General features: G+C 70.5%; 18 protein-coding genes and 1 tRNA gene. 12 read left to right on the top strand and 7 right to left on the bottom strand.

The genetic code is table 11. The annotated features are described in order from the left end of the window. Window positions 1-31 precede the first annotated feature (31 nt). Entirely contained in the window at window positions 32-487 is a 456-nt protein-coding gene (locus ABZX90_RS31035; protein WP_355210328.1) for an ATP-binding protein, read from the bottom strand. 251 nt (window positions 488-738) lie between these two features. Between ABZX90_RS31035 and ABZX90_RS31030 the strand changes: the two genes are divergently transcribed. From ABZX90_RS31030 to ABZX90_RS30990, 9 genes are all read left to right on the top strand, one after another. Next, window positions 739-1575 carry a hypothetical protein gene (locus tag ABZX90_RS31030; protein ID WP_351133764.1) on the top strand — a complete coding sequence of 279 codons (837 nt, stop codon included), beginning with the start codon at window positions 739-741 and terminating at the stop codon, window positions 1573-1575. Window positions 1576-1742: 167 nt separating this feature from the next. After that, a complete protein-coding gene (locus ABZX90_RS31025) occupies window positions 1743-2495 on the top strand; it encodes a YcnI family protein (protein ID WP_355210321.1) in 753 nt (250 codons plus the stop codon). A 191-nt stretch (window positions 2496-2686) separates the two neighbouring features. Continuing rightward, the gene (locus tag ABZX90_RS31020) at window positions 2687-3340 is read left to right on the top strand and encodes an SCO family protein (protein ID WP_355210318.1); all 654 of its coding nucleotides are present in this window, start codon (window positions 2687-2689) and stop codon (window positions 3338-3340) included. Continuing rightward, window positions 3337-3837 carry a copper chaperone PCu(A)C gene (locus ABZX90_RS31015; RefSeq protein WP_355210315.1) on the top strand — a complete coding sequence of 167 codons (501 nt, stop codon included), beginning with the start codon at window positions 3337-3339 and terminating at the stop codon, window positions 3835-3837. Before ABZX90_RS31020 ends, ABZX90_RS31015 begins: the two co-directional genes overlap by 4 nt. A gap of 13 nt (window positions 3838-3850) precedes the next feature. Continuing rightward, window positions 3851-5857 carry a copper resistance protein CopC gene (locus ABZX90_RS31010; protein WP_355210312.1) on the top strand — a complete coding sequence of 669 codons (2007 nt, stop codon included), beginning with the start codon at window positions 3851-3853 and terminating at the stop codon, window positions 5855-5857. An 8-nt stretch (window positions 5858-5865) separates the two neighbouring features. Continuing rightward, complete coding sequence (efeB, locus tag ABZX90_RS31005; protein ID WP_355210309.1) at window positions 5866-7203, top strand: iron uptake transporter deferrochelatase/peroxidase subunit; 1338 nt, start codon at window positions 5866-5868, stop codon at window positions 7201-7203. An 80-nt stretch (window positions 7204-7283) separates the two neighbouring features. Continuing rightward, window positions 7284-8219: a prephenate dehydratase gene (gene pheA, locus ABZX90_RS31000; protein WP_351133752.1), complete on the top strand. Its 936-nt coding sequence runs from the start codon at window positions 7284-7286 to the stop codon at window positions 8217-8219. Between the two features lie 572 nt (window positions 8220-8791). Beyond that, window positions 8792-10069, top strand: coding sequence for a serine--tRNA ligase (gene serS / locus ABZX90_RS30995; RefSeq protein ID WP_351133750.1), 1278 nt, complete (start codon window positions 8792-8794; stop codon window positions 10067-10069). Then, a complete protein-coding gene (locus tag ABZX90_RS30990) occupies window positions 10066-10920 on the top strand; it encodes an HAD family hydrolase (protein ID WP_355210304.1) in 855 nt (284 codons plus the stop codon). The genes serS and ABZX90_RS30990 overlap by 4 nt, the downstream gene beginning before the upstream one ends. A 40-nt stretch (window positions 10921-10960) precedes the next feature. Here the strand turns inward: ABZX90_RS30990 and ABZX90_RS30985 are convergent. The 6 genes from ABZX90_RS30985 to ABZX90_RS30960 form a co-directional block, all read right to left on the bottom strand. Next, window positions 10961-11047 (bottom strand) — tRNA-Ser (locus ABZX90_RS30985). Window positions 11048-11308: 261 nt separating this feature from the next. Further along, the gene (locus ABZX90_RS30980; protein ID WP_351133746.1) at window positions 11309-11584 is read right to left on the bottom strand and encodes a hypothetical protein; all 276 of its coding nucleotides are present in this window, start codon (window positions 11582-11584) and stop codon (window positions 11309-11311) included. Between the two features lie 132 nt (window positions 11585-11716). Continuing rightward, window positions 11717-12436: an ABC transporter permease gene (locus tag ABZX90_RS30975; protein ID WP_351133744.1), complete on the bottom strand. Its 720-nt coding sequence runs from the start codon at window positions 12434-12436 to the stop codon at window positions 11717-11719. Between the two features lie 10 nt (window positions 12437-12446). After that, window positions 12447-13358 (bottom strand): ABC transporter ATP-binding protein, encoded by a 912-nt coding sequence (locus tag ABZX90_RS30970; protein ID WP_351133741.1) that lies wholly within the window; start codon window positions 13356-13358, stop codon window positions 12447-12449. Then, window positions 13355-14260 carry an ABC transporter permease subunit gene (locus ABZX90_RS30965; protein ID WP_355210300.1) on the bottom strand — a complete coding sequence of 302 codons (906 nt, stop codon included), beginning with the start codon at window positions 14258-14260 and terminating at the stop codon, window positions 13355-13357. The genes ABZX90_RS30970 and ABZX90_RS30965 overlap by 4 nt, the downstream gene beginning before the upstream one ends. Further along, a complete protein-coding gene (locus ABZX90_RS30960) occupies window positions 14250-15266 on the bottom strand; it encodes an ABC transporter ATP-binding protein (RefSeq protein ID WP_351133798.1) in 1017 nt (338 codons plus the stop codon). The genes ABZX90_RS30965 and ABZX90_RS30960 overlap by 11 nt, the downstream gene beginning before the upstream one ends. 252 nt (window positions 15267-15518) lie before the next feature. On the opposite strand from ABZX90_RS30960, the gene ABZX90_RS30955 reads away from it, so the two are divergent. Genes ABZX90_RS30955 through ABZX90_RS30945 form a run of 3 tightly spaced genes read left to right on the top strand, consistent with a single transcriptional unit; the run spans window position 15519 to window position 19086 of the window. Next, complete coding sequence (locus ABZX90_RS30955; protein WP_355210297.1) at window positions 15519-16361, top strand: M24 family metallopeptidase; 843 nt, start codon at window positions 15519-15521, stop codon at window positions 16359-16361. Further along, window positions 16358-18127 (top strand): SDR family oxidoreductase, encoded by a 1770-nt coding sequence (locus tag ABZX90_RS30950; protein WP_355210294.1) that lies wholly within the window; start codon window positions 16358-16360, stop codon window positions 18125-18127. The genes ABZX90_RS30955 and ABZX90_RS30950 overlap by 4 nt, the downstream gene beginning before the upstream one ends. 56 nt (window positions 18128-18183) lie before the next feature. Beyond that, window positions 18184-19086: a metal-dependent hydrolase gene (locus ABZX90_RS30945; RefSeq protein WP_355210398.1), complete on the top strand. Its 903-nt coding sequence runs from the start codon at window positions 18184-18186 to the stop codon at window positions 19084-19086. The last annotated feature ends 23 nt before the right edge of the window (window positions 19087-19109 follow it).

Raw genomic sequence — 19109 nt, 5'->3', positions numbered from 1 at the left:
ACGCGGTCGGGCGTCGACGCGGATCAGAGCATCAAGCCGGCAGCAACGAGGGGACCTTCCTCCACTTGAGGATCTTGTCGAAGCTCACCACCGCACCGCCCCGCCCCGGCTTGTTGCCGATGTGGACGTGGTCGGCGAGCTCCTGGATCAGACACAGACCCCGGCCCTGCTCGGCGTCCTCCCCTGCCGGGTGGAGCAGGGAGCGGGCGTTCCCGGCCGGGAAACCCGGGCCGGAATCCGCGACTTCGATGCGGCACTGGTCACCGTCGAGGTAGGCCGTCACGCGATACGCCTCGCAGGAGGCACCCCGCACGGCGTCCCCGCCGTGCTCGACGGCGTTCGCGCACGCCTCGGTGAGAGCGACGGAGAGGTCGTACGAGATGTCCGGGTCGACGCCCGCGCTCTCCATCGTGCCGAGCAGCAGACGTCGGGCGAGCGGAACGCTCGCAGCCTCGCGCCGCAAATGGAGTGACCACCAGATGCTCATGCTCCAGCCTCCCGGCCGCGGCTCGACATACCGTTACGTATTGCCGCAACCACCCGTGCGCAATCGCCTACGAGACGTGATGCCGCCCATACGGCGGATGCGCTCTCTTGAGAGGTCGGTGTAAGCGCGGGCGAGTTGACGCCGAATGACGACCTTTCGGTCGTACGCCGTGTTGCGGACGCACCGGCCGCATGCCATCAATCGGACCTGCCGTGGGGGGCGGGTGCGCCCAGTGCGATGATGAGCCCGCCATGACTGCCCCCCACCAGCGTTCGGCGCGCTCCGGAGCAGGCCTCCGGACCCTGAGGGCCGCGGTGTTCGCCGCGGTCTGCGTCGTGCTGGCCGCGGCCGGTCATGGGATCGCCTCCTGCGCCACGGTCCCCCTGTGGACTCTGGGCGCCGGCTTCCTCGCGGTCTTCGCCGCCGCCGCCGCGCTGGCGGGACGGGAACGCACGCTGCCGGGCATCGTGGCGGTCCTCGCGTTCGGCCAGACCGTGCTGCACACCCTCTTCGGACTCGGCCTGCAGGCCGGCGCGACGGCCACCGGGTCCATGGGCTCGACTGCCTCGGGGATGTCGATGTCCGACACCTCGCTCGTGGCGCGGGCCGCCCGCCTGGTGTGCGGTACGACCGCGGCGGCGATCAGTCCCGTACAGGCCCAGAAGATCCTCGCCGACGCGCGGATCGACCCGGGCATGGCGGACATGACGTCGTCCATGCACCATGCCGCGGACGCCGTACCGGCCGCGGGCACTCCGATGCCGGTGCTGCCCTCCCTGCCGATGCTGCTCGGCCACGTCCTCGCGGCCGTCGCCGCCGGGTGGGTGCTGCGCCGCGGCGACCTGGCGCTCCTGCGTCTTATGCGGCTGTCGGCGCAGGGAGTTGCGGAAGGGGCGCTCGTACGTTCCTTGCGCGCCGCCCTGACACTCGTACGCGCTCTGCGCACGGGACTTCACGGGGCACCCGAGATCGCGTGCATGCCTCGCACCGCGCTGCTCGCGCCTCCCACTCCACGGACGGCCGACCTCCAGCACAGCGTCGTCCGACGCGGGCCGCCCGCCTCCACCGCACTCGTCCTCGCCGCCTGACACGACGCGCCGCTTCACGGAACCCACCTTCTCGAAGGGGACGCGGTCGTGCCGCACGCGCGCGTGCCCGCCGGGTCTCCCCCGGGCACCGTTTCGCCCCTCTCCGGGACACCGAGGCGCACGCGCATCCCCTTTGTCACTGGACTGAAAGTGGAGTGTTCCCTTCCATGAAGGCTTCTCGTATCGCCGCCGCCGGCACCGTCGCCGCCTCGGCCGTTCTCGCCCTCTCCGCCCCCGCGTTCGCGCACGTCAGCGTGCAGCCCGAGGGCGTGGCGGCCAAGGGTGACTACGCCGTCGTGAACTTCAAGGTTCCCAACGAGCGCGACGACGCCTCGACCACCAAGGTCGAGGTGAGCTTCCCGGCCGACCACCCGCTCTCCTCCGTCATGGCGCAGCCGCTCGACGGCTGGAGCGTGAAGGTCACCAAGTCCAAGCTGGACAAGCCGATCACCGCGCACGGCCAGAAGATCGACGAGGCCGTCACCAAGGTCACCTGGACCGCCGACGGCAAGGGCATCGAGGCGGGCTTCTTCCAGAAGTTCCCGCTCTCCATCGGCGCACTGCCCGAGGACACCGACGAACTCGTCTTCAAGGCCGTCCAGACGTACTCCAACAAGGAGGTCGTGCGCTGGATCGAGCCGCAGAAGGAGGGTGCGGAGGAGCCCGAGAACCCGGCTCCGGTGCTCGCGCTCTCGGCCGCGAGCGAGGGCGGCCATCACGGCTCCACCGGTGCGGAGGACGCCTCCCACACCGAGGAGGCCGAGAAGACCGAGAAGACCGCCAAGGACACCACCGAAGCGGCCTCCTCCGTGGACAGCAGCGACACCACCGCGCGGGTGCTCGGCGTCGTGGGCATCGTCGTCGGCCTGGCGGGCGTGGCGTACGGCGTTCTGGCCGGTCGGCGGCGTACGAACGCCTGAGGTGCCGGCAAACACCTGAGGTACTGAGACACACCCGCTCCCGGTGCGCACCGGAGGGTCGCGGTACGCGACTCTCCGGACCGGCTCGACCGGCTCGGCCCGGACCGGCCCCCGGTCCCGTCCGACCTGGCCCTTCGGCCTCGTACGACCCCCGGTGCGCACCGGAGCGCTCACATCTGGGACATTTTTCTATGCGCAAGAAGACGTACGCGGTGGCCGCACTGTTCGCCGCCGCCGCTCTCACCCTCTCCGCCTGCGGCAGTGGCGGCGACAGCAACAAGCCGGTCGCCGACGTGTCCGTCGAGGCGGGCTCCGGCAAGGCCGCGACGGTCCTCGACAATCCGTTCGAGAAGCCGGACCTCGTGCTCACCGACACGGCCGGCAAGAAGTACGACCTGCGCGCGCAGACCAAGGGCCGGCCGACGCTCGTCTACTTCGGCTACACCCACTGCCCCGACGTCTGCCCGTTGACGATGAACAACCTCGCGGTCGCCAAGAAGCAGCTGCCGAAGGCCGAGCAGGACAAGCTGCGCGTCGTGTTCGTCACCACCGACCCGGCCCGCGACACCCCCGCCGCGCTCCGCACCTGGCTCAAGGGCATCGACTCCGACTTCATCGGCCTGACCGGCGACTTCGCCACGATCCAGGCCGGCGCCCGCACCCTGGGCATCACCATCGAGCCGACGACGAAGGACAAGAACGGCAAGGTCGTCTCCGTGCACGGCACCCAGGTCATCGCCTTCTCGCCGAAGACCGACAAGGGCTATGTGCTGTACGGCGAGAAAGCCACCGTCGACGACTACACCAAGGACCTTCCCAAGATCGCCGAGGGGAAGACCCCGTGAGGCGTCGTCCGGTCCGTCCCGTCGGACTCCTCACCGCCGGCGCGCTGGTCATAGCCGCCGCGGGGACGCTGGCGGGCTGCGCCTCGGGCGACGGCGGCACCTCGGGCTCGTCGTCCTCCTCGGCCGGGCCCGAACTCAAGGTCACCGGCGCCTACATGCCCGCCCCGAGCATGGACACCATGGCGGCGGGCTTCTTCACCGTCACCAACTCCGGCGGCGCCGACACACTGACCTCGGTCTCCAGCGACCTCGCGGACGAGGTGACGCTGCACTCGACCGAGAACGGCGCCATGGAGGAGGAGAAGTCCTTCCCCGTGCCCGCCCAGGGCACCCTGGACTTCGCGAGCGGCGGCAACCACCTCATGTTCGCAAAGCTCACCCACAAGCCCCAGCAGGGCGAGAAGGTGTCCGTGGAACTGCACTTCGCAAAATCCGGCACGGTGAAGATCTCGATGCCGGTGAAGTCCGCGACGTACAACCCGAAGACCGGGCACTGAGGGAGGCATCACCGTGACACCGACCATCGTCTCCCGCTTCCGGACCCTCCTCCTGCTGTTCCTCGCCGTCTCCGGCGCGCTCCTGGCCGGCGCCGCGCCCGCCTCCGCGCACGCCGCGCTGACCGGGAGCGACCCGGCGCAGGGATCGGTGGTCGACAAGGCACCCACCCAGGTCTCGCTCACGTTCTCCGAGCAGGTCTCGCTGAACGACGGCTCGCTCCGCGTGCTCGACCCCAAGGGCAAGCGGGTCGACGCCGGCGGCGCGAGCAACCTGGGCGGCACCGCGTACGGCGTGAAGCTGCACGCGGGGCTGCCCGACGGCACGTTCACCGTCACCTACCAGGTGGTCTCGGCGGACAGCCACCCCGTCTCCGGCGCCTTCACCTTCTCCATCGGCGCCCCCTCGCAGACCTCCGTCGCGTTGTCCGACCAGGCGGCGGGCGGCGGCGTGGTGGGCTTCCTCTACGGAGCCGGGCGCTACTTCTCGTACGCCGGATTCATCCTGCTCGTCGGCGGGGCCGCCTTCGTGCTGGCGTGCTGGCAGCGGGGCTCCGGCGTCCGTCCGGTGCAGCGGCTCGTGGTCTCCGGATGGCTCACGCTGACCGCTTCCACCCTCGCCCTGCTGCTCCTGCGCGGTTCGTACGTCGGCTCCGGCAAGGTCGGCGACATCTTCGACCTGACACTGCTCGGGCAGGTACTGCAGACCAAGTCGGGCGCCGCGCTCGTGTCGCGGCTGCTGCTGCTCGCCGCGGCGGCGCTGTTCATCGCGGTGCTCTTCGGCGCGTACGCCAAGCGGGACGAGGACGAGCGGGCGGCGGGCGCGGAACCGTCCGACGCGGCGGACGGGGATCCCGACGACGCGGCGGACGGGGATCCCGACGACGCGGCGGACGGGGATCGCGACGGCTCCGCCGACGCCGACGACCTGGCCGCGGAGAAGAAGGACCTCACCTTCGGACTCGCCATCGGCGGCACGGTCGTCGCGGCCGGCCTCGCCGCGACCTGGGCGATGGCCGAACACGCCTCGACGGGCGTCCAGGCGGGCGTCGCGATGCCCGTCGACGTCCTGCACCTGTTGGCCGTCGCCGTCTGGCTCGGCGGCCTGTCGACCCTGCTGGTGGCCCTGTTCCGGGCGCCCGTGGAAGCGCCGATCGAGGCGGCGGCCGTACGCCGTTTCTCCCGCCTCGCGTTCGGTGGCGTCCTCGTCCTGGTCGCGACCGGGATCTACCAGTCGTGGCGGCAGGTCGGCTCCTGGTCGGCGCTCACCGACACGACGTACGGACAGCTGCTGCTCGTCAAGGTCGGCCTGGTGGCCCTCCTCGTGGGCATCGCGTGGATCTCGCGGCGCTGGACGGCCCAGCTGGCCCAGGAACCGGCCCCCGAGGCCGTCGCCGCCGCCCTGGTGGAGCAGCGCTCGGCGAGCAGGACGCCCGCCACCGTCCCCGCCGACTCCCGGCGCGCCGCCCAGCTCGCCCGGCAGCAGGCCGCTGTGGCCTCCGCGCGCGACAAGCGTGTCCGCGACGCCGACCCGCACCGCTCGGGCCTGCGCCGCTCGGTGCTCACCGAAGCGGGCGTCGCGGTCGTCCTGCTCGCGGTCACGACCGCGCTGACGGCCACCGAGCCGGGACGTACGGAGGAGGCGGCCCAGCGGGCCACCGCGTCCGCCTCGCAGCGGTCCGGGCCGCTGTCCCTGAAGATCCCGTTCGACACGGGCGGTGAGGACGGCAAGGGCACGGTGGAGGTCACCCTCGACCCGGCCCGTGTCGGCGGCAACGAGATGCACGTCTTCGTGGTCCGGCCGAACGGCAAGGCCTTCGACGTCCCCGAGGTGAAGGTCGCCTTCACGCTCGCCGCCAAGGATGTCGGCCCGCTGCCCGTGACCCCCGACCGGATCGCCACCGGACACTGGTCGGCGAGCGGAGTACAGATCCCCATGGCGGGCGACTGGAAGATCGCGGTGACCGTGCGCACCTCGGACATCGACCAGGCCACCGTGAACAAGAACGCGCAGATCGGCTGAACCTGACCATGGCTGACCAGTCCACCCCCGGGACTCCCGCCCCCTCCGCCCCCTCCGCCGCCTCTGCCCCGAAGGTCCCCTCCCCCGAGGCGTCCCCCGACGGCGCGTCGTCGGACGTCTCCCGCAAGGGGGTCATGTCGCGGCGGCGCCTGCTCGGCACCGCCGGCGCCACCGGGCTCGCCCTCGGAGCCGCGGGGGCAGCCGTGGGCTACGCGGCGGCGCCCTCCACCGAGAAGGCCACCCCGCTGGCCTCGGTCGGCGCGGACGCGGTGATGTTTCACGGGAAACATCAGCCCGGCATCACCACCGCGCTCCAGGCGCGCGGGCATCTCGTCGCCTTCGACCTGGCGGCGGGCGCGGGGCGCAGGGAGGCCGCCGCTCTGCTGCGCCGCTGGTCGGTGACGGCCGAGCGGCTGATGGCGGGCGAGGCCGCGGGCCACGAGGACACCGACGTCGCGCGGGACGCCGGCCCGTCGTCCCTGACCGTCACCTTCGGCTTCGGACACAGCTTCTTCGCGCGTACGGGCCTGGAGAAGCGGCGCCCGGTCGCCCTCGACCCGTTGCCCGACTTCTCCTCCGACCACCTCGACAAGGCGCGCAGCGACGGCGACCTGTGGGTGCAGATCGGCGCGAACGACGCCCTCGTCGCCTTCCACGCCCTGCGCGCGATCCAGAAGGACGCGGGCAGGGCGGCGCGGGTGCGCTGGCAGATGAACGGTTTCAACCGCTCGCCGGGCGCCACCACCACCCCGATGACCGCGCGCAACCTGATGGGCCAGATCGACGGCACCCGCAATCCGAAGCCGTCCGAGCAGGACTTCGAGGGACGTGTCTTCGTCCCCGCCTCCGGCGACCCGGACTGGATGGCGAACGGCTCCTACGCCGTCGTCCGCCGCATCCGCATGCTTCTCGACGACTGGGAGAAGCTCTCGGGCAAGGCCCAGGAGGACGTCATCGGGCGGAAGAAGTCCACCGGGGCGCCGCTCAGCGGCGGCACCGAGACCACCGCGATGGACCTGGACAAGACCGGCGCCGACGGCAATCTCATCGTGCCCGTCAACGCGCACGCCCGCATCACCCGGCCCGACCAGAACGGGGGTGCCGCGATGCTGCGCCGCCCGTTCTCGTTCCACGACGGCATCGACACGGACGGCGTGCCCGACGCCGGCCTGCTCTTCGTGTGCTGGCAGGCCGATCCGGTGCGCGGCTTCGTCCCCGTCCAGCGCAAACTCGACCGCGGCGACGCGCTCTCGACGTTCATCCGCCACGAGTCGAGCGGGCTGTTCGCGGTTCCGGGCGGCGCGGCGGAGGGGGAGTACGTGGGACAGCGGTTGCTGGAGGGGTGAGGGGGACCCTTCCGTGCCGGCTCGGTGCCGGGGCTCCGCGGGCGTGAGCCGGGTCGGGCGGGGCCCATTAGGGTGACGGTATGTCGGCGACGCGCTACACCTATCTCGGCCCCGAGGGAACGTTCACCGAGGCCGCCCTCCGCACGCTTCCCGAGGCCGCGACGCGGGAGCTGGTGCCCATGGTGTCCGTGCCGGCCGCGCTCGACGCGGTGCGCGGCGGCCAGGCCGCGGGCGCGCTCGTCCCGATCGAGAACTCCGTCGAGGGCGGTGTGACCGCCACCCTCGACGAGCTCGCCAAGGGCGACCAGCTGATGATCTACCGCGAGGTCGTGCTGCCGATCGCCTTCGCCCTGCTGGTCAGGCCCGGCACGGCGTTGAAGGACGTCAAGACGGTCACCGGGCACCCGGTCGCCCAGCCCCAGGTGCGCAACTGGCTGGCCGCCCATCTGCCGGACGCCCTGTGGGAGTCGGCGGCGTCGAACGCGGACGGTGCCCGGCTGGTCCAGGAGGGCCGTTACGACGCGGCCTTCGCGGGCGAGTTCGCCGCGGTGACGTACGGCCTCGAACCGCTGGTGACCGAGATCCACGACGCGGCGAACGCCGAGACCCGCTTCGTGCTGGTCGGCCGTCCGGCCCGGCCCGCCGCACCGACCGGCGCCGACAAGACGTCCGTGGTCATCTGGCTCGGCGACGACCATCCCGGCGCGCTGCTCGAACTGCTTCAGGAGTTCGCCGTGCGCGGCGTCAACCTGATGCGGATCGAGTCCCGCCCGACAGGCCAGGGCATCGGCAACTACTGCTTCTCGGTGGACGCCGAGGGTCATATCACCGACCGTCGGGTCGGCGAGGCGCTGATGGGCCTCAAGCGGATCTGCCCCCAGGTGCGCTTCCTCGGTTCCTATCCGCGGGCCGGTGTCGCCCTGGAGGACGTGCGGCCGCTGCGGCCCGGGACGTCGGACAACGCGTTCTCCGCCGCGTCGGACTGGCTGGCGCGTTGCGAGGACGGCCGGTTCTGAACGGCGGATCCACATCCGTCAGAACGTTTCCTCACGGTCCTACCTGCTGATTTTCGTCATCCACAGAGGTTATCCACAGGTGCGCTTCTCGACCTGGGGACAAGTCGACAACGAAGCACTACATCATCGACAAATCGGCTACTGGGCCCAAGTCCTTCCACAACCTCGTACGACACCCTTCGTCTACCCTTTTCCATTGATCAACCCTATGGAGCGAATCATTTACACCCGAAAGTGGGTGTACGGAGGGTTTGAACCGGGAATTCCTCGGCCGTCGAAGGGTACTCGGAATGATCAATTCCGACATCCACAGATCTTCCACACAGCCTGTGGATAACTGTCCGAGGGGACGGATTCCTGTGGACAACCCGGCTCGCAAGTCCCGTCTCCCGCAAGGAAATCGAGTCAACCGTCGAGGCGGCACCTGCCCCGTTCCAGGGAGTGGGACCCTTTTCCTTGACGCCGATCGGTGATCAAGGGATTCAGTCCGGCATTTCACTCAAACCGTGACAGCCTTCACGCTCTGGAATATGGAGTCGTTCGCGGGAAGCCCGCACCGGTAGCCTTGAGGGGTGATTGACCTTCGCCTGCTCCGTGAGGACCCCGACCGAGTTCGCGCCTCCCAGCGCGCCCGTGGAGAGGACGTCGCGCTCGTCGACTCCCTCCTCTCCGCCGACGAGCGGCGCAGGTCGTCCGGCGTCCGCTTCGACGAGCTGCGTTCCGAGCAGAAGGCGCTCGGCAAGCTGATCCCCAAGGCCTCCCCGGACGAGCGCGCCGAGCTGCTGAAGAAGGCCGAGCAGCTCAAGACCGACGTCAAGGCCGCCGACGCCGAACAGAACGAGGCGGACGAGGAGACCAAGCGGCTCCTCCTCCAGCTCGGCAACCTGGTGCACCCCGACGTCCCGGTCGGCGGCGAAGAGGACTTCGTCGTCCTGGAGACGCACGGCACCATCCGTGACTTCGGCGCCGAGGGCTTCGAGCCCAAGGACCACCTGGAGCTCGGCGAGGCGCTGGGCGCCATCGACGTCGAGCGCGGCGCCAAGGTGTCAGGCTCGCGCTTCTACTACCTGACGGGCGTCGGCGCGCTCCTGGAGCTCGCCCTCGTCAACGCGGCGATCGCGCAGGCCACCGAGGCCGGCTTCATCCCGATGCTGACCCCGGCGCTGGTCCGCCCGCGCGCCATGGAGGGCACCGGCTTCCTCGGCCAGGCCGCGGAGAACGTGTACCACCTGGAGAAGGACGACTACTACCTGGTCGGCACCTCCGAGGTCCCCCTCGCGGCGTACCACATGGACGAGATCCTCGACGCCGACAAGCTGCCGATGCGCTACGCCGGTTTCTCGCCGTGCTTCCGCCGCGAGGCCGGCACCTACGGCAAGGACACCCGCGGCATCTTCCGCGTGCACCAGTTCGACAAGGTCGAGATGTTCTCGTACGTCGACCCCGAGGACGCCGAGAACGAGCACCAGCGGCTCCTCGAATGGGAGAAGCAGTGGCTGACCGGCCTGGAGCTGCCCTTCCAGGTGATCGACGTGGCGAGCGGTGACCTGGGCTCCTCGGCCTCGCGCAAGTTCGACTGCGAGGCGTGGATCCCGACGCAGGGCAAGTACCGCGAGCTGACCTCGGCGTCCAACTGTGACGGTTTCCAGGCCCGCCGCCTGTCCGTCCGTATGCGCGACGGCAAGAAGGTCCAGCCGCTCGCGACACTGAACGGCACGCTGTGCGCCGTCCCGCGCACGATCGTCGCGATCCTGGAGAACCACCAGCTCGCCGACGGTTCGGTGCGGGTTCCCGAGGTGCTGCGGCCCTACCTGGGCGGCCGGGAAGTTCTGGAGCCGATCTCCAAGTGACCGGCAGCACTGGGTCGACGGGTTCGTCCGGGGCCACGGGGTCGGGGGCGTTCCCGTACAAGCTCGTCGCGACCGATCTCGACGGGACGCTGCTGCGTTCCGACGAGACGGTCTCGGAGCGTACGCGTGAGGCGCTCGCCGCGGTGACCGCGGCGGGCGCGGCCCACATCGTCGTCACCGGGCGCGCGGTGCCCTGGACGCGGCACATCCTCGACGACCTCGGCTATCGGGGTCTCGCGGTCTGCGGTCAGGGCGCGCAGGTCTACGACGCGGGGGAGCACCGGCTGCTCACCTCGGTGACGCTGGACCGGCAGCTGGCGGCTCTCGCGCTCGCCAAGATCGAGGCGGAGGTCGGCCCGCTGCTGCTGGCCGCGAGCCGCGACGGACTCGACGGCGCGGTGCTGGTCGGTCCCGGCTACCGCAGGCTGGACGGCTCGCTCCCGGTCGTCCCGATCAAGGACGCGTCGGACCTCTGGTCGGCCCCGCTGAACAAGGTGTACGTCCAGCACCCGACGCTCTCCGACGACGAGCTCGCGGCCGTGACCGTGGAGGTCGCGGGCGGACTCGTCGGCGTCACGATGGCCGGAGCGGGGATAGTGGAACTCCTCCCCCTCGGCCTCTCCAAGGCGACGGGGCTGTCCCTTGCGGCCCGGCGCCTCGGCCTGAAGGCCGCGGACACCCTGGCCTTCGGCGACATGCCGAACGACCTCCCGATGTTCGCCTGGGCGGCGCACGGCGTGGCCATGGACAACGCCCACGACGACCTCAAGGCGATCGCGGACGAGGTGACGTCCTCGAACGAGGAGGACGGCATCGCGGTGGTGCTGGAACGGTTGCTGACGCAGCCGTAGCGGCCGCCGGTCACGACTGCTGCGGTGTTGGTACGCCTTGCGGAGGATGCGCGGATCGAACGCGCGCGGGGTTTCATCCCCGACCACGGCTTAGCAAGCCGGTGCCTTTCCACTCGGCCAATCCTCCGGGTGGGCGGCCCGCGCGTGACGCGCGCTCGAAGCGGCCGCCCCGGACAGCTCCCCGTGCGAGCGGGTTCGACGGAGGGGTAACTACTCCGGAACCCGCCGCGGGCTGCCCTGCCGGGAGCTCGACGAACTGCTCCTGATGAACATCGTCGCGCTCCTCTCCCAGAACGTGGCGCCGGCTCGATGCGGCGGGGGTGGACACAACTACTGTGCCCTTACGCCGACTTGGGCGCCACTCATTAAAGGCCGCCCCCGACGGGCCTCACCGGCGGCGCCACCTGCGCCGACGCGCCTTGCTGAAGAACCACCCCGCGGGCGGTTCGTCCGAGCGCCAGGGCTGCGGATCGGGGCCTCCCTCGCGCCAACGGGCGGCGAGCATGCGCGCGCGGGCCGACGGTTCGGTCGTCTCCGCGGACCGTATGAATCTCTCGTCCAGGACGAGGTCGTCCCACAGCTCCCCGGCCGTGTCCCCGGGCCTGGCCCCTGACTCGTCCCCGGCCTCTTCGTGGCCTTCACCCCGTGGTTCTTCGGATGCCATCCCCGTTCCTCCTGGCCGTACGTCCCCGTTCGGCCAGTGTGCGCGGACAGGGATGAAGCCGCTGTCAAGAAAAAAGAGGGCTCCCCGCGCGCGTGCCGCCCACCGGACGGCACGCGCGCGGGGAGCCCTCGCTCACTCCTCGCCGGCCAGTGTCAGCGACCGCAGCCGCTGCCCGGCGTACCAGGTGGCGAGGACGGTGACCACGACCAGCAGGACCGTCGCGGTCGGCAGGCCCACGTCCGAGGTGACGAGGTCGCCGCCGGTCACCTTGTGGCCCACGGCGAGCGCCCACTGCTGGACGCTGAGCGTGCGCGCTCCGGACACCAGCGACCCGAACAGGGCCTCCCAGACGAGCGCGTAGACGAGCCCGAAGACGACCGCGTGCCGGGTCACGGTCCCGAGGAGCAGGAACATCGCGGCGTAGGCGATCGAGGCGACCAGGGCGGCCACGGTGTAGGCGACGGCGATCTGCTGGCCGTTGCCGTTGAGGATCATGCCCGCGATGAAGGTGGGCACCGCCGAGAACGCCATGGTGACGGCGATCGCGACGATCAGCTTGGTGAAGATGATCGTGGGCCGCTTCAGGGGCTTGGCCAGCAGATACACCACCGAGCCGTCGTCGATCTCGGGTCCGATCGCGCCCGTGCCGGCGATGACACCGATGATCGGCACCATGGTGGCGAGCGCGAACCCGCCGAGCAGGTCCGAGGCCACCTGGTCGTCGGCCCCGGAGAAGCTCCGGACGGCCACGGAGATGACGATGAGCAGGACGGGCAGGACGCCGAGGATGAGGGCCCGGCGGCGGCCGAGCAGGCCCCGATACGTGAGCCGGGCGACTGTGGGGTCGTACATCTTCGGCCTCCTACGCCGCGACAAGATACGAGAAGACGGATTCCAGGGACTCGTCGGACGGCGACACCGTGAGCAGCCGGATGCCGTGCTCACGCGCGACCCTCGGCAGCAGGGCGGTGAACCGGCCGAAGTCGACGGCCTGGATGCGCAACGCGCCCTCGGCGAGGTCGACTTCGATACCGGACGTCGACGGGTCGGCGATCAGCGCGGCGGCCAGCGCCCGGTCGTCGCTGGAGCGGACCAGGTAGCGGTGCGGGCGGTCGGTCATCAGCCGGCGGATGCGCCGGAAGTCACCGCTCGCCGCGTGCCGTCCGGCGACGATCACCTCGATGTGGGCGGCGAGCTGCTCCACCTCTTCGAGGATGTGGGACGAGAACAGCACTGTGCGGCCCTCGTCGCCCATGCGGCGCAGCAGGTCCATGAGCTGCATGCGCTGGCGCGGGTCCATGCCGTTGAACGGTTCGTCGAGCAGCAGCAGCGACGGGTCGTGGACCAGCGCGGACGCCATCTTCACGCGCTGCCGCATGCCCTTGGAGTACGTGGAGATCTTGCGGTCCTGCGCGTACTCCATCTCGACCGTGGCGAGGGCCCGTTGGGCGGACTTCGCGCCGAGGCCGTGCAACTCGGCGTTGGCGACGACGAATTCGCGTCCGGTGAGGAAGTCGTACATCGCCTCGCGCTCGGGGACGATGCCGATGTGCCGGTAGATGTCCTCGTTGCGCCAGGTCGGCCGGCCGTCGAGGGTGACGGTGCCCGTCGAGGGGGCGAGGAAGCCGCCCATCATGTTGATGAGGGTGGACTTCCCGGCGCCGTTCGGGCCGAGCAGGCCGGTGACGCCGGGGCCGATCGTCATCGTGATGTCGTTGACCGCCACCACGTTGCCGAACCAGCGCGAGACGTGGTCGATATTGAGCGTGGTCACAGCCCGACCTTTCGGTAGCGGCGCATCAGGAGGCCGTAGCAGCCCGCGATGAGACCCAGGACGACGATGAGGTAGACGACGCCCTGTCCGGACGAGGGGCCCACCTCTCCGGGGAAGGCGGAGGAAGCGCCGAGGAAGGCCGTCTGCACGCCGTCGATGAGCGTGATCGGCGAGAAGAGTCCGAGCCACGGGACGGCGTCGCCGCTGGACTGCTCGAAGGCGATGGCCTGGACGGTGGAGACCGCTCCGTAGGAGATGGTCAGGGCGGCGATGACGGCCGCGATGCCGAAGCCGCGGCGCGGGGTGATCGCCGAGATGACCAGGCCGATGCCGGCGAAGAGCAGCGACAGCAGCGCCACGGAGAGCAGCCCCTGCCCGAAGCCCTTGGTCTGGTCGGAGAAGTCGAGCTTGGCCAGGAGCGCGCCCACGTAGAGCACGATCAGCGGGGCGGCCGTGAGGATGAACAGCGCCGAGGCCAGCGCCGCGTACTTGGCACGCACGTAGTCGGCGGTCTCTATGGGGCGCGAGAAGTACAGCGGCACGGTCTTGAAGCGCAGGTCGCGGGAGACCGCCTGGGGGCCCTGCGAGGCGACGTACAGGCCGATGACCGCCTGCATGATCACCGCGTAGCGCGTGTAGTCGACGGGCAGGTCCTTCGCCTTGGTGGCGACCGCGACGGCCACCATGATCAGCGCGGGGACGCACATCACCACGAACAGCAGCATCGGCAGGACCTTGGACTTGACCGAGCGGCCGAGGCCGTAGGCGCCGCGCAGGGACTGCGAGTAGAGGGAGCGGCGGGCGTAGGCGCGGCCGAGGCGCGGGCCGTCGTAGTTGCGGTAGCCGATGTTGTGGATACGGGTCTGCTCACCCGGCTGGGTGAGGGGGTGCTCAACTGCCATGGCCGACCGCCTCCTTCCGCTGGTCGTCGCCGGTCCGCGGATCGCCGCTCGCCGCTCTCTCGTCCTTCGCCCGCTGCTCGTCGCTGTCGTTGAAGACCTCGGCGATGTGGTGCCTGCGCTGCTCCATGCGGACCAGCCCCAGACCGAGGTCGGCGACTACGTCGCGGACGAGGTCGTAGGTGTCCTCGCTCTCGGTGGTCAGCAGCAGGATGTGTCCGGCGCCCGGGAGCCCGCTGCCGTCGTGGGTCTCGATCCCGCGCGCGTGGAGGACCTCGCGCACCGCGCCCGTGCCGTCCGGGTGCTCGTCGGTGTCGGTGACCTCGATGGCGAGGGTCGTGGTGGTCTGGGTGAAGTCCGTGGTGGAGCTGGAGCGCAGCAGTTTGCCGCCGTCGACCACGACGACGTGGTCGCAGGTGCGTTCCAGTTCGCCCAGGAGGTGCGAGGTGACCAGGACCGAGATGCCGAAGTCCGTGTGGATGCGGCGGATCAGTCCGAGCATGTCGTCGCGGCCGACCGGGTCCAGGCCGTTGGTCGGTTCGTCCAGGAAGACCAGCTGGGGGTCGTGGACGAGGGCCTGCGCGAGTTTGACGCGCTGCTTCATGCCCGTCGAGTAGCCGCCGATGGGGCGGTAGCGCTCCTCGTACAGACCGACATGGCGCAGGGTGTCCGCGGTGCGCTCGCGGGCCGCGGCCGGCGGCAGCCCGGACATCCGCGCCATGTGGACGACGAACTCGGTGGCCGAGACGTCGGGCGGCAGGCAGTCGTGCTCGGGCATGTAGCCGACCCGCTCGCGGATGGCGCCGCCTTCGGTGGCGACGTCGAGGCCGAGCACGCGTGCGCTGCCCTCGGTGGCGGGGGACAGACCCAGCAGGATCTTGATCAGAGTGGACTTGCCGGCTCCATTGGCTCCGACGAGTCCGGTCACACCGGGCCCGACGTCCACGGAGAGCCGGTCAAGCGCGGTCACCCGGGGGAACCGCTTGCTCAGGCTTTCGGTCGCGATCACAGTCACGATTCGAAGGTAGTGGCGCAGACCACAGCGGTCGTCAGCCCACGGAGGTGGATCCGCGTCAGCCTCCAGTCGTACGGGCCCGTAGGGGTCCCCCTCAGGTATACCGACCGGGAGCCCTGGTCGTCCGACCGGTTGTCCACAGGCTGCGCACGGGCCTATTGACGCAGCCTCTAACAACTGTCACATTCGCCAGTGTCACGTTACGGGCACGTACCGCAGTCGGTGCGGACAGGGTGGGGCGGTGGCATGACGACGGCAGTGGCAGGCGAACTCTCCGCGGAGCTGCGGGGGTTCAGAGAGGTGCAGCGCCTCGCGTACGAGTGCGCGGAAGCGGTCGCGGCACAGCTGAAGCCCGGTGTCACCGAGCGCGAGGCGGCACGCATGCAGCGCGGGTGGCTGCGCGAACGCGGGGTGCGGGACTGGTTCCATCTGCCCTTCGCCTGGTTCGGTGACCGCACGGCCTTCGTCGGCTTCCGGATCCCGCTGCAGTTCTTTCCCACCAACCGCCCTCTGGAGCCGGGGATGCCCTTCATCCTCGACATGGCCCCTGTGTACAAGGGCTTCACCGCGGACATCGGCTATTCGGGCTCGCTCGGACTGAACCCCGTGCAGGACAAGCTGCTCGCCGATCTGGAGGCGCACCGCGAGCTGATCCTGCGCGAGGTGCGTGAGCGGCGCTCCCTGCGCGAGATCTACGAGGACGTCGACCGGCTCATGACCCGCCAGGGCTATGCCAACCGACACCGCGCGTATCCGTTCGGCGTGATCGCGCACAAGGTGGACCGGGTGCGGGAGCGGTCCTGGTCGCCGCGCCTGTTCGGGTTCGGCACCCAGTCCCTGAAGGGGCTGGCGAGCGACGCGCTGCACGGGCACCGGGACGGCTGGTCACCCCTGTGGTCGCCGTACACCTTCTCCGACCACCCGCCCCGGCCGGGGCTGTGGGCGGTCGAACCGCACCTCGGTTTCCGGGGGACGGGCGCGAAGTTCGAGGAGATCCTGGTCGTCACCGACTCCAGGGACCCCGAACAGAGCGCGTTCTGGCTCGACGACGATCTGCCGCACGTGCGGCGCTGGGCGGAGGACAAGTGAGTCTCGTGGGCGCGCGCGAGCGCTGGGTGCGGACGGGCGGAATCGAGCTGTGCGTCGCCGAGCTGGGCGACGACAGGCAGCCGACCGTGGTGCTCGTGCACGGCTATCCGGACTCCAAGGAGGTGTGGTCCGAGGTCGCCGTCCGGCTCGCCGACCGCTTCCACGTCGTGCTGTACGACGTACGCGGGCACGGTCGTTCGACGGCACCGCGGCCCCTGCGCGGCGGGTTCACGCTGGAGAAGCTGACCGACGACTTCCTGGCGGTCATCGACGCGGTCAGCCCCGACGAGCCGGTGCACCTGGTGGGCCACGACTGGGGTTCGGTGCAGTCGTGGGAGTTCGTCACGGTCGCGCGTACCGAGGGCCGGATAGCGTCGTTCACGTCGATGTCCGGGCCGTCCCTGGACCACTTCGGCCACTGGATCAAGCAGCGGATGAAGCGGCCCTCCCCGCGAAGGATCGGCCAGCTCCTCGGCCAGGGCGCCAAGTCCTGGTACGTGTACCTGCTGCACACGCCGGTGCTGCCCGAACTGGCCTGGCGCGGTCCCCTGGGCAAGCGGTGGCCGAAGATCCTCCAGCGCGTCGAGAAGGTGCCCTCGGACGGCTATCCGACCGCGTCGCTGCCCTCCGACGCCGCGCACGGCGCCTGGCTGTACCGCGACAACGTACGGCCGCGGCTCGGCCGCCCCCGCGAGGACGCGTACGCGCACGCGCCCGTGCAGCTCGTCACGCCTCTCGGGGACGCCTTTCTCTCCGAGCGGCTCTACGACGAACTGGAGACGTGGGCCCCGCGGCTGGTGCGCCGCACACTCCCGGCCAAGCACTGGGTTCCGCGGACCCGTCCCGACCAGCTGGCCGCCTGGATATCCGAGTTCGTGACGGCCAACGAGGGTCGCGAGGCCGGGATGCCCGTGCCCGAGCCGGTGGCCACCGGCAAGTACACCGACCGGTTCGGCGGGCAGCTGGTGCTGGTCACCGGTGCCGGCAGCGGCATCGGGCGGGCCACCGCGTTCGCGTTCGCCGAGGCGGGCGCTCGTGTGGTGGCAGTCGACCGGGACGCGGAGGCGGCGGCCCGCACGGCGGAGATGTCCCGGCTGATCGGCTCACCCGCGGCCTGGGCCGAGACGGTCGACGTCTCCGACGAGCAGGCCATGGAGAAGCTCGCCGACAAGGTGGCCACCGAGTACGGCGTGGTGGACGTGCTGGTGAACAACGCCGGCATCGGACTCTCCGGCTCCTTTTTCGACACCACACCCGAGGACTGGAAGAAGGTCCTCGACGTCAATCTGTGGGGCGTGATCCACGGCTGCCGGCTGTTCGGGAAGCAGATGGCCGAGCGCGGGCAGGGCGGCCACATCGTCAACACCGCGTCGGCGGCGGCGTACCAGCCCTCGAAGGCGCTGCCCGCCTACAGCACCTCCAAGGCGGCCGTCCTGATGCTCAGCGAGTGTCTGCGCGCGGAGCTGGCCGGGCAGGACATCGGTGTCTCGGCGATCTGCCCCGGCTTCGTCAACACCAACATCACCTCGACCGCGCGCTTCGCCGGGGTCGACGCGGCCGAGGAGAAACGGCGCCAGAAGAAGTCGGCGCGGCTGTACGGGCTGCGCAACTACCCTCCGGAGAAGGTCGCCGACGCGATCCTGCGCGCGGTCGTACGCAACGAGGCGGTCGTTCCGGTCACCCCGGAGGCGCGGGCCGCCCACCTCATGCACCGCTTCGCGCCCAGGACGCTGCGCGCGATCGCCCGAATGGAGCCACGGCTGTGAGCGAACGACCGATCGACGCGACCGGGGCTTCGGAGGGGGCCCCGGCCGACGGCACGGTGAGCGGCGGCCACCACGCGATCGTCCCGAGGCGGGTGTCCTTCGACTGGGAGGACACCCCGCTGCACTGGATCCCGGAAGAGCCCACCGCCACCCATGTCATCAACGTGCTGCATCTGCTGCTCCCGGCCGGGGAGCGGTGGTTCGTGAGGGTCCTCAAGGAGGCGCTGCCGCTCGTCCGCGACCCCGAACTCCGCAAGGACGTCAAGGGGTTCATGGGCCAGGAGGCCACGCACAGCGTGCAGCACGCGTACGTCCTCGACCACCTCGCCGCCCAGCGGCTCGACACCTCCGACTTCACCAGGCACGCCGATTTCCTCTTCGAGAAGCTGCTCGGCGAACAGCCTCCCCTGGGGGCGCCGGTCCCGGCCCGGGAGTGGCTGCGCTTCCGGCTGTCGATGGTCGCGGCGATCGAGCAGTTCACGGCGGTGCTGGGCGACTGGGTGCTGACGGCCGAGGGCCTGGACCTCGCCGACGCCGACGCGGTCATGCTCGACCTGCTGCGCTGGCACGGCGCCGAAGAGGTCGAGCACCGCGCGGTGGCCTTCGACCTGTACCAGCACTGCGGCGGCCAGGGCGCGCCCCGTTACGCCCGGCGGATCGCGGGCATGGCCGTCACCGCGCCGATGATGCTGTACATGTGGATATGGGGGGCCGCCTATCTGATCCGCAACGACCCCCGTCTCGCGGGCCGCCTGCGCTATTCGCTCGCCGCCCACAACAAGGCCGTCCGCAAAGGGCTGTTGCCCAGCTGGAAGGAGCTCGGCGCGGCCATACCGCGCTATCTGCGCCGGTCGTACCATCCGTCGAAGGAGGGCTCGCTGCTCAGGGCCGTCGAGTATCTGGCGCAGTCACCCGCGGCACGGTCGGCGGTGGGGGCGATCGGGCGGGTGGCCTCGTAGGGCCGAGGGCGGAAGGGGCGGGA

Source organism: Streptomyces sp. NPDC002935 (genome assembly GCF_040611295.1).
Taxonomy (GTDB): domain Bacteria; phylum Actinomycetota; class Actinomycetes; order Streptomycetales; family Streptomycetaceae; genus Streptomyces.
Note: the sequence above shows the minus strand (reverse complement) of the source record. Positions and strands in the feature narration are given on the sequence as shown.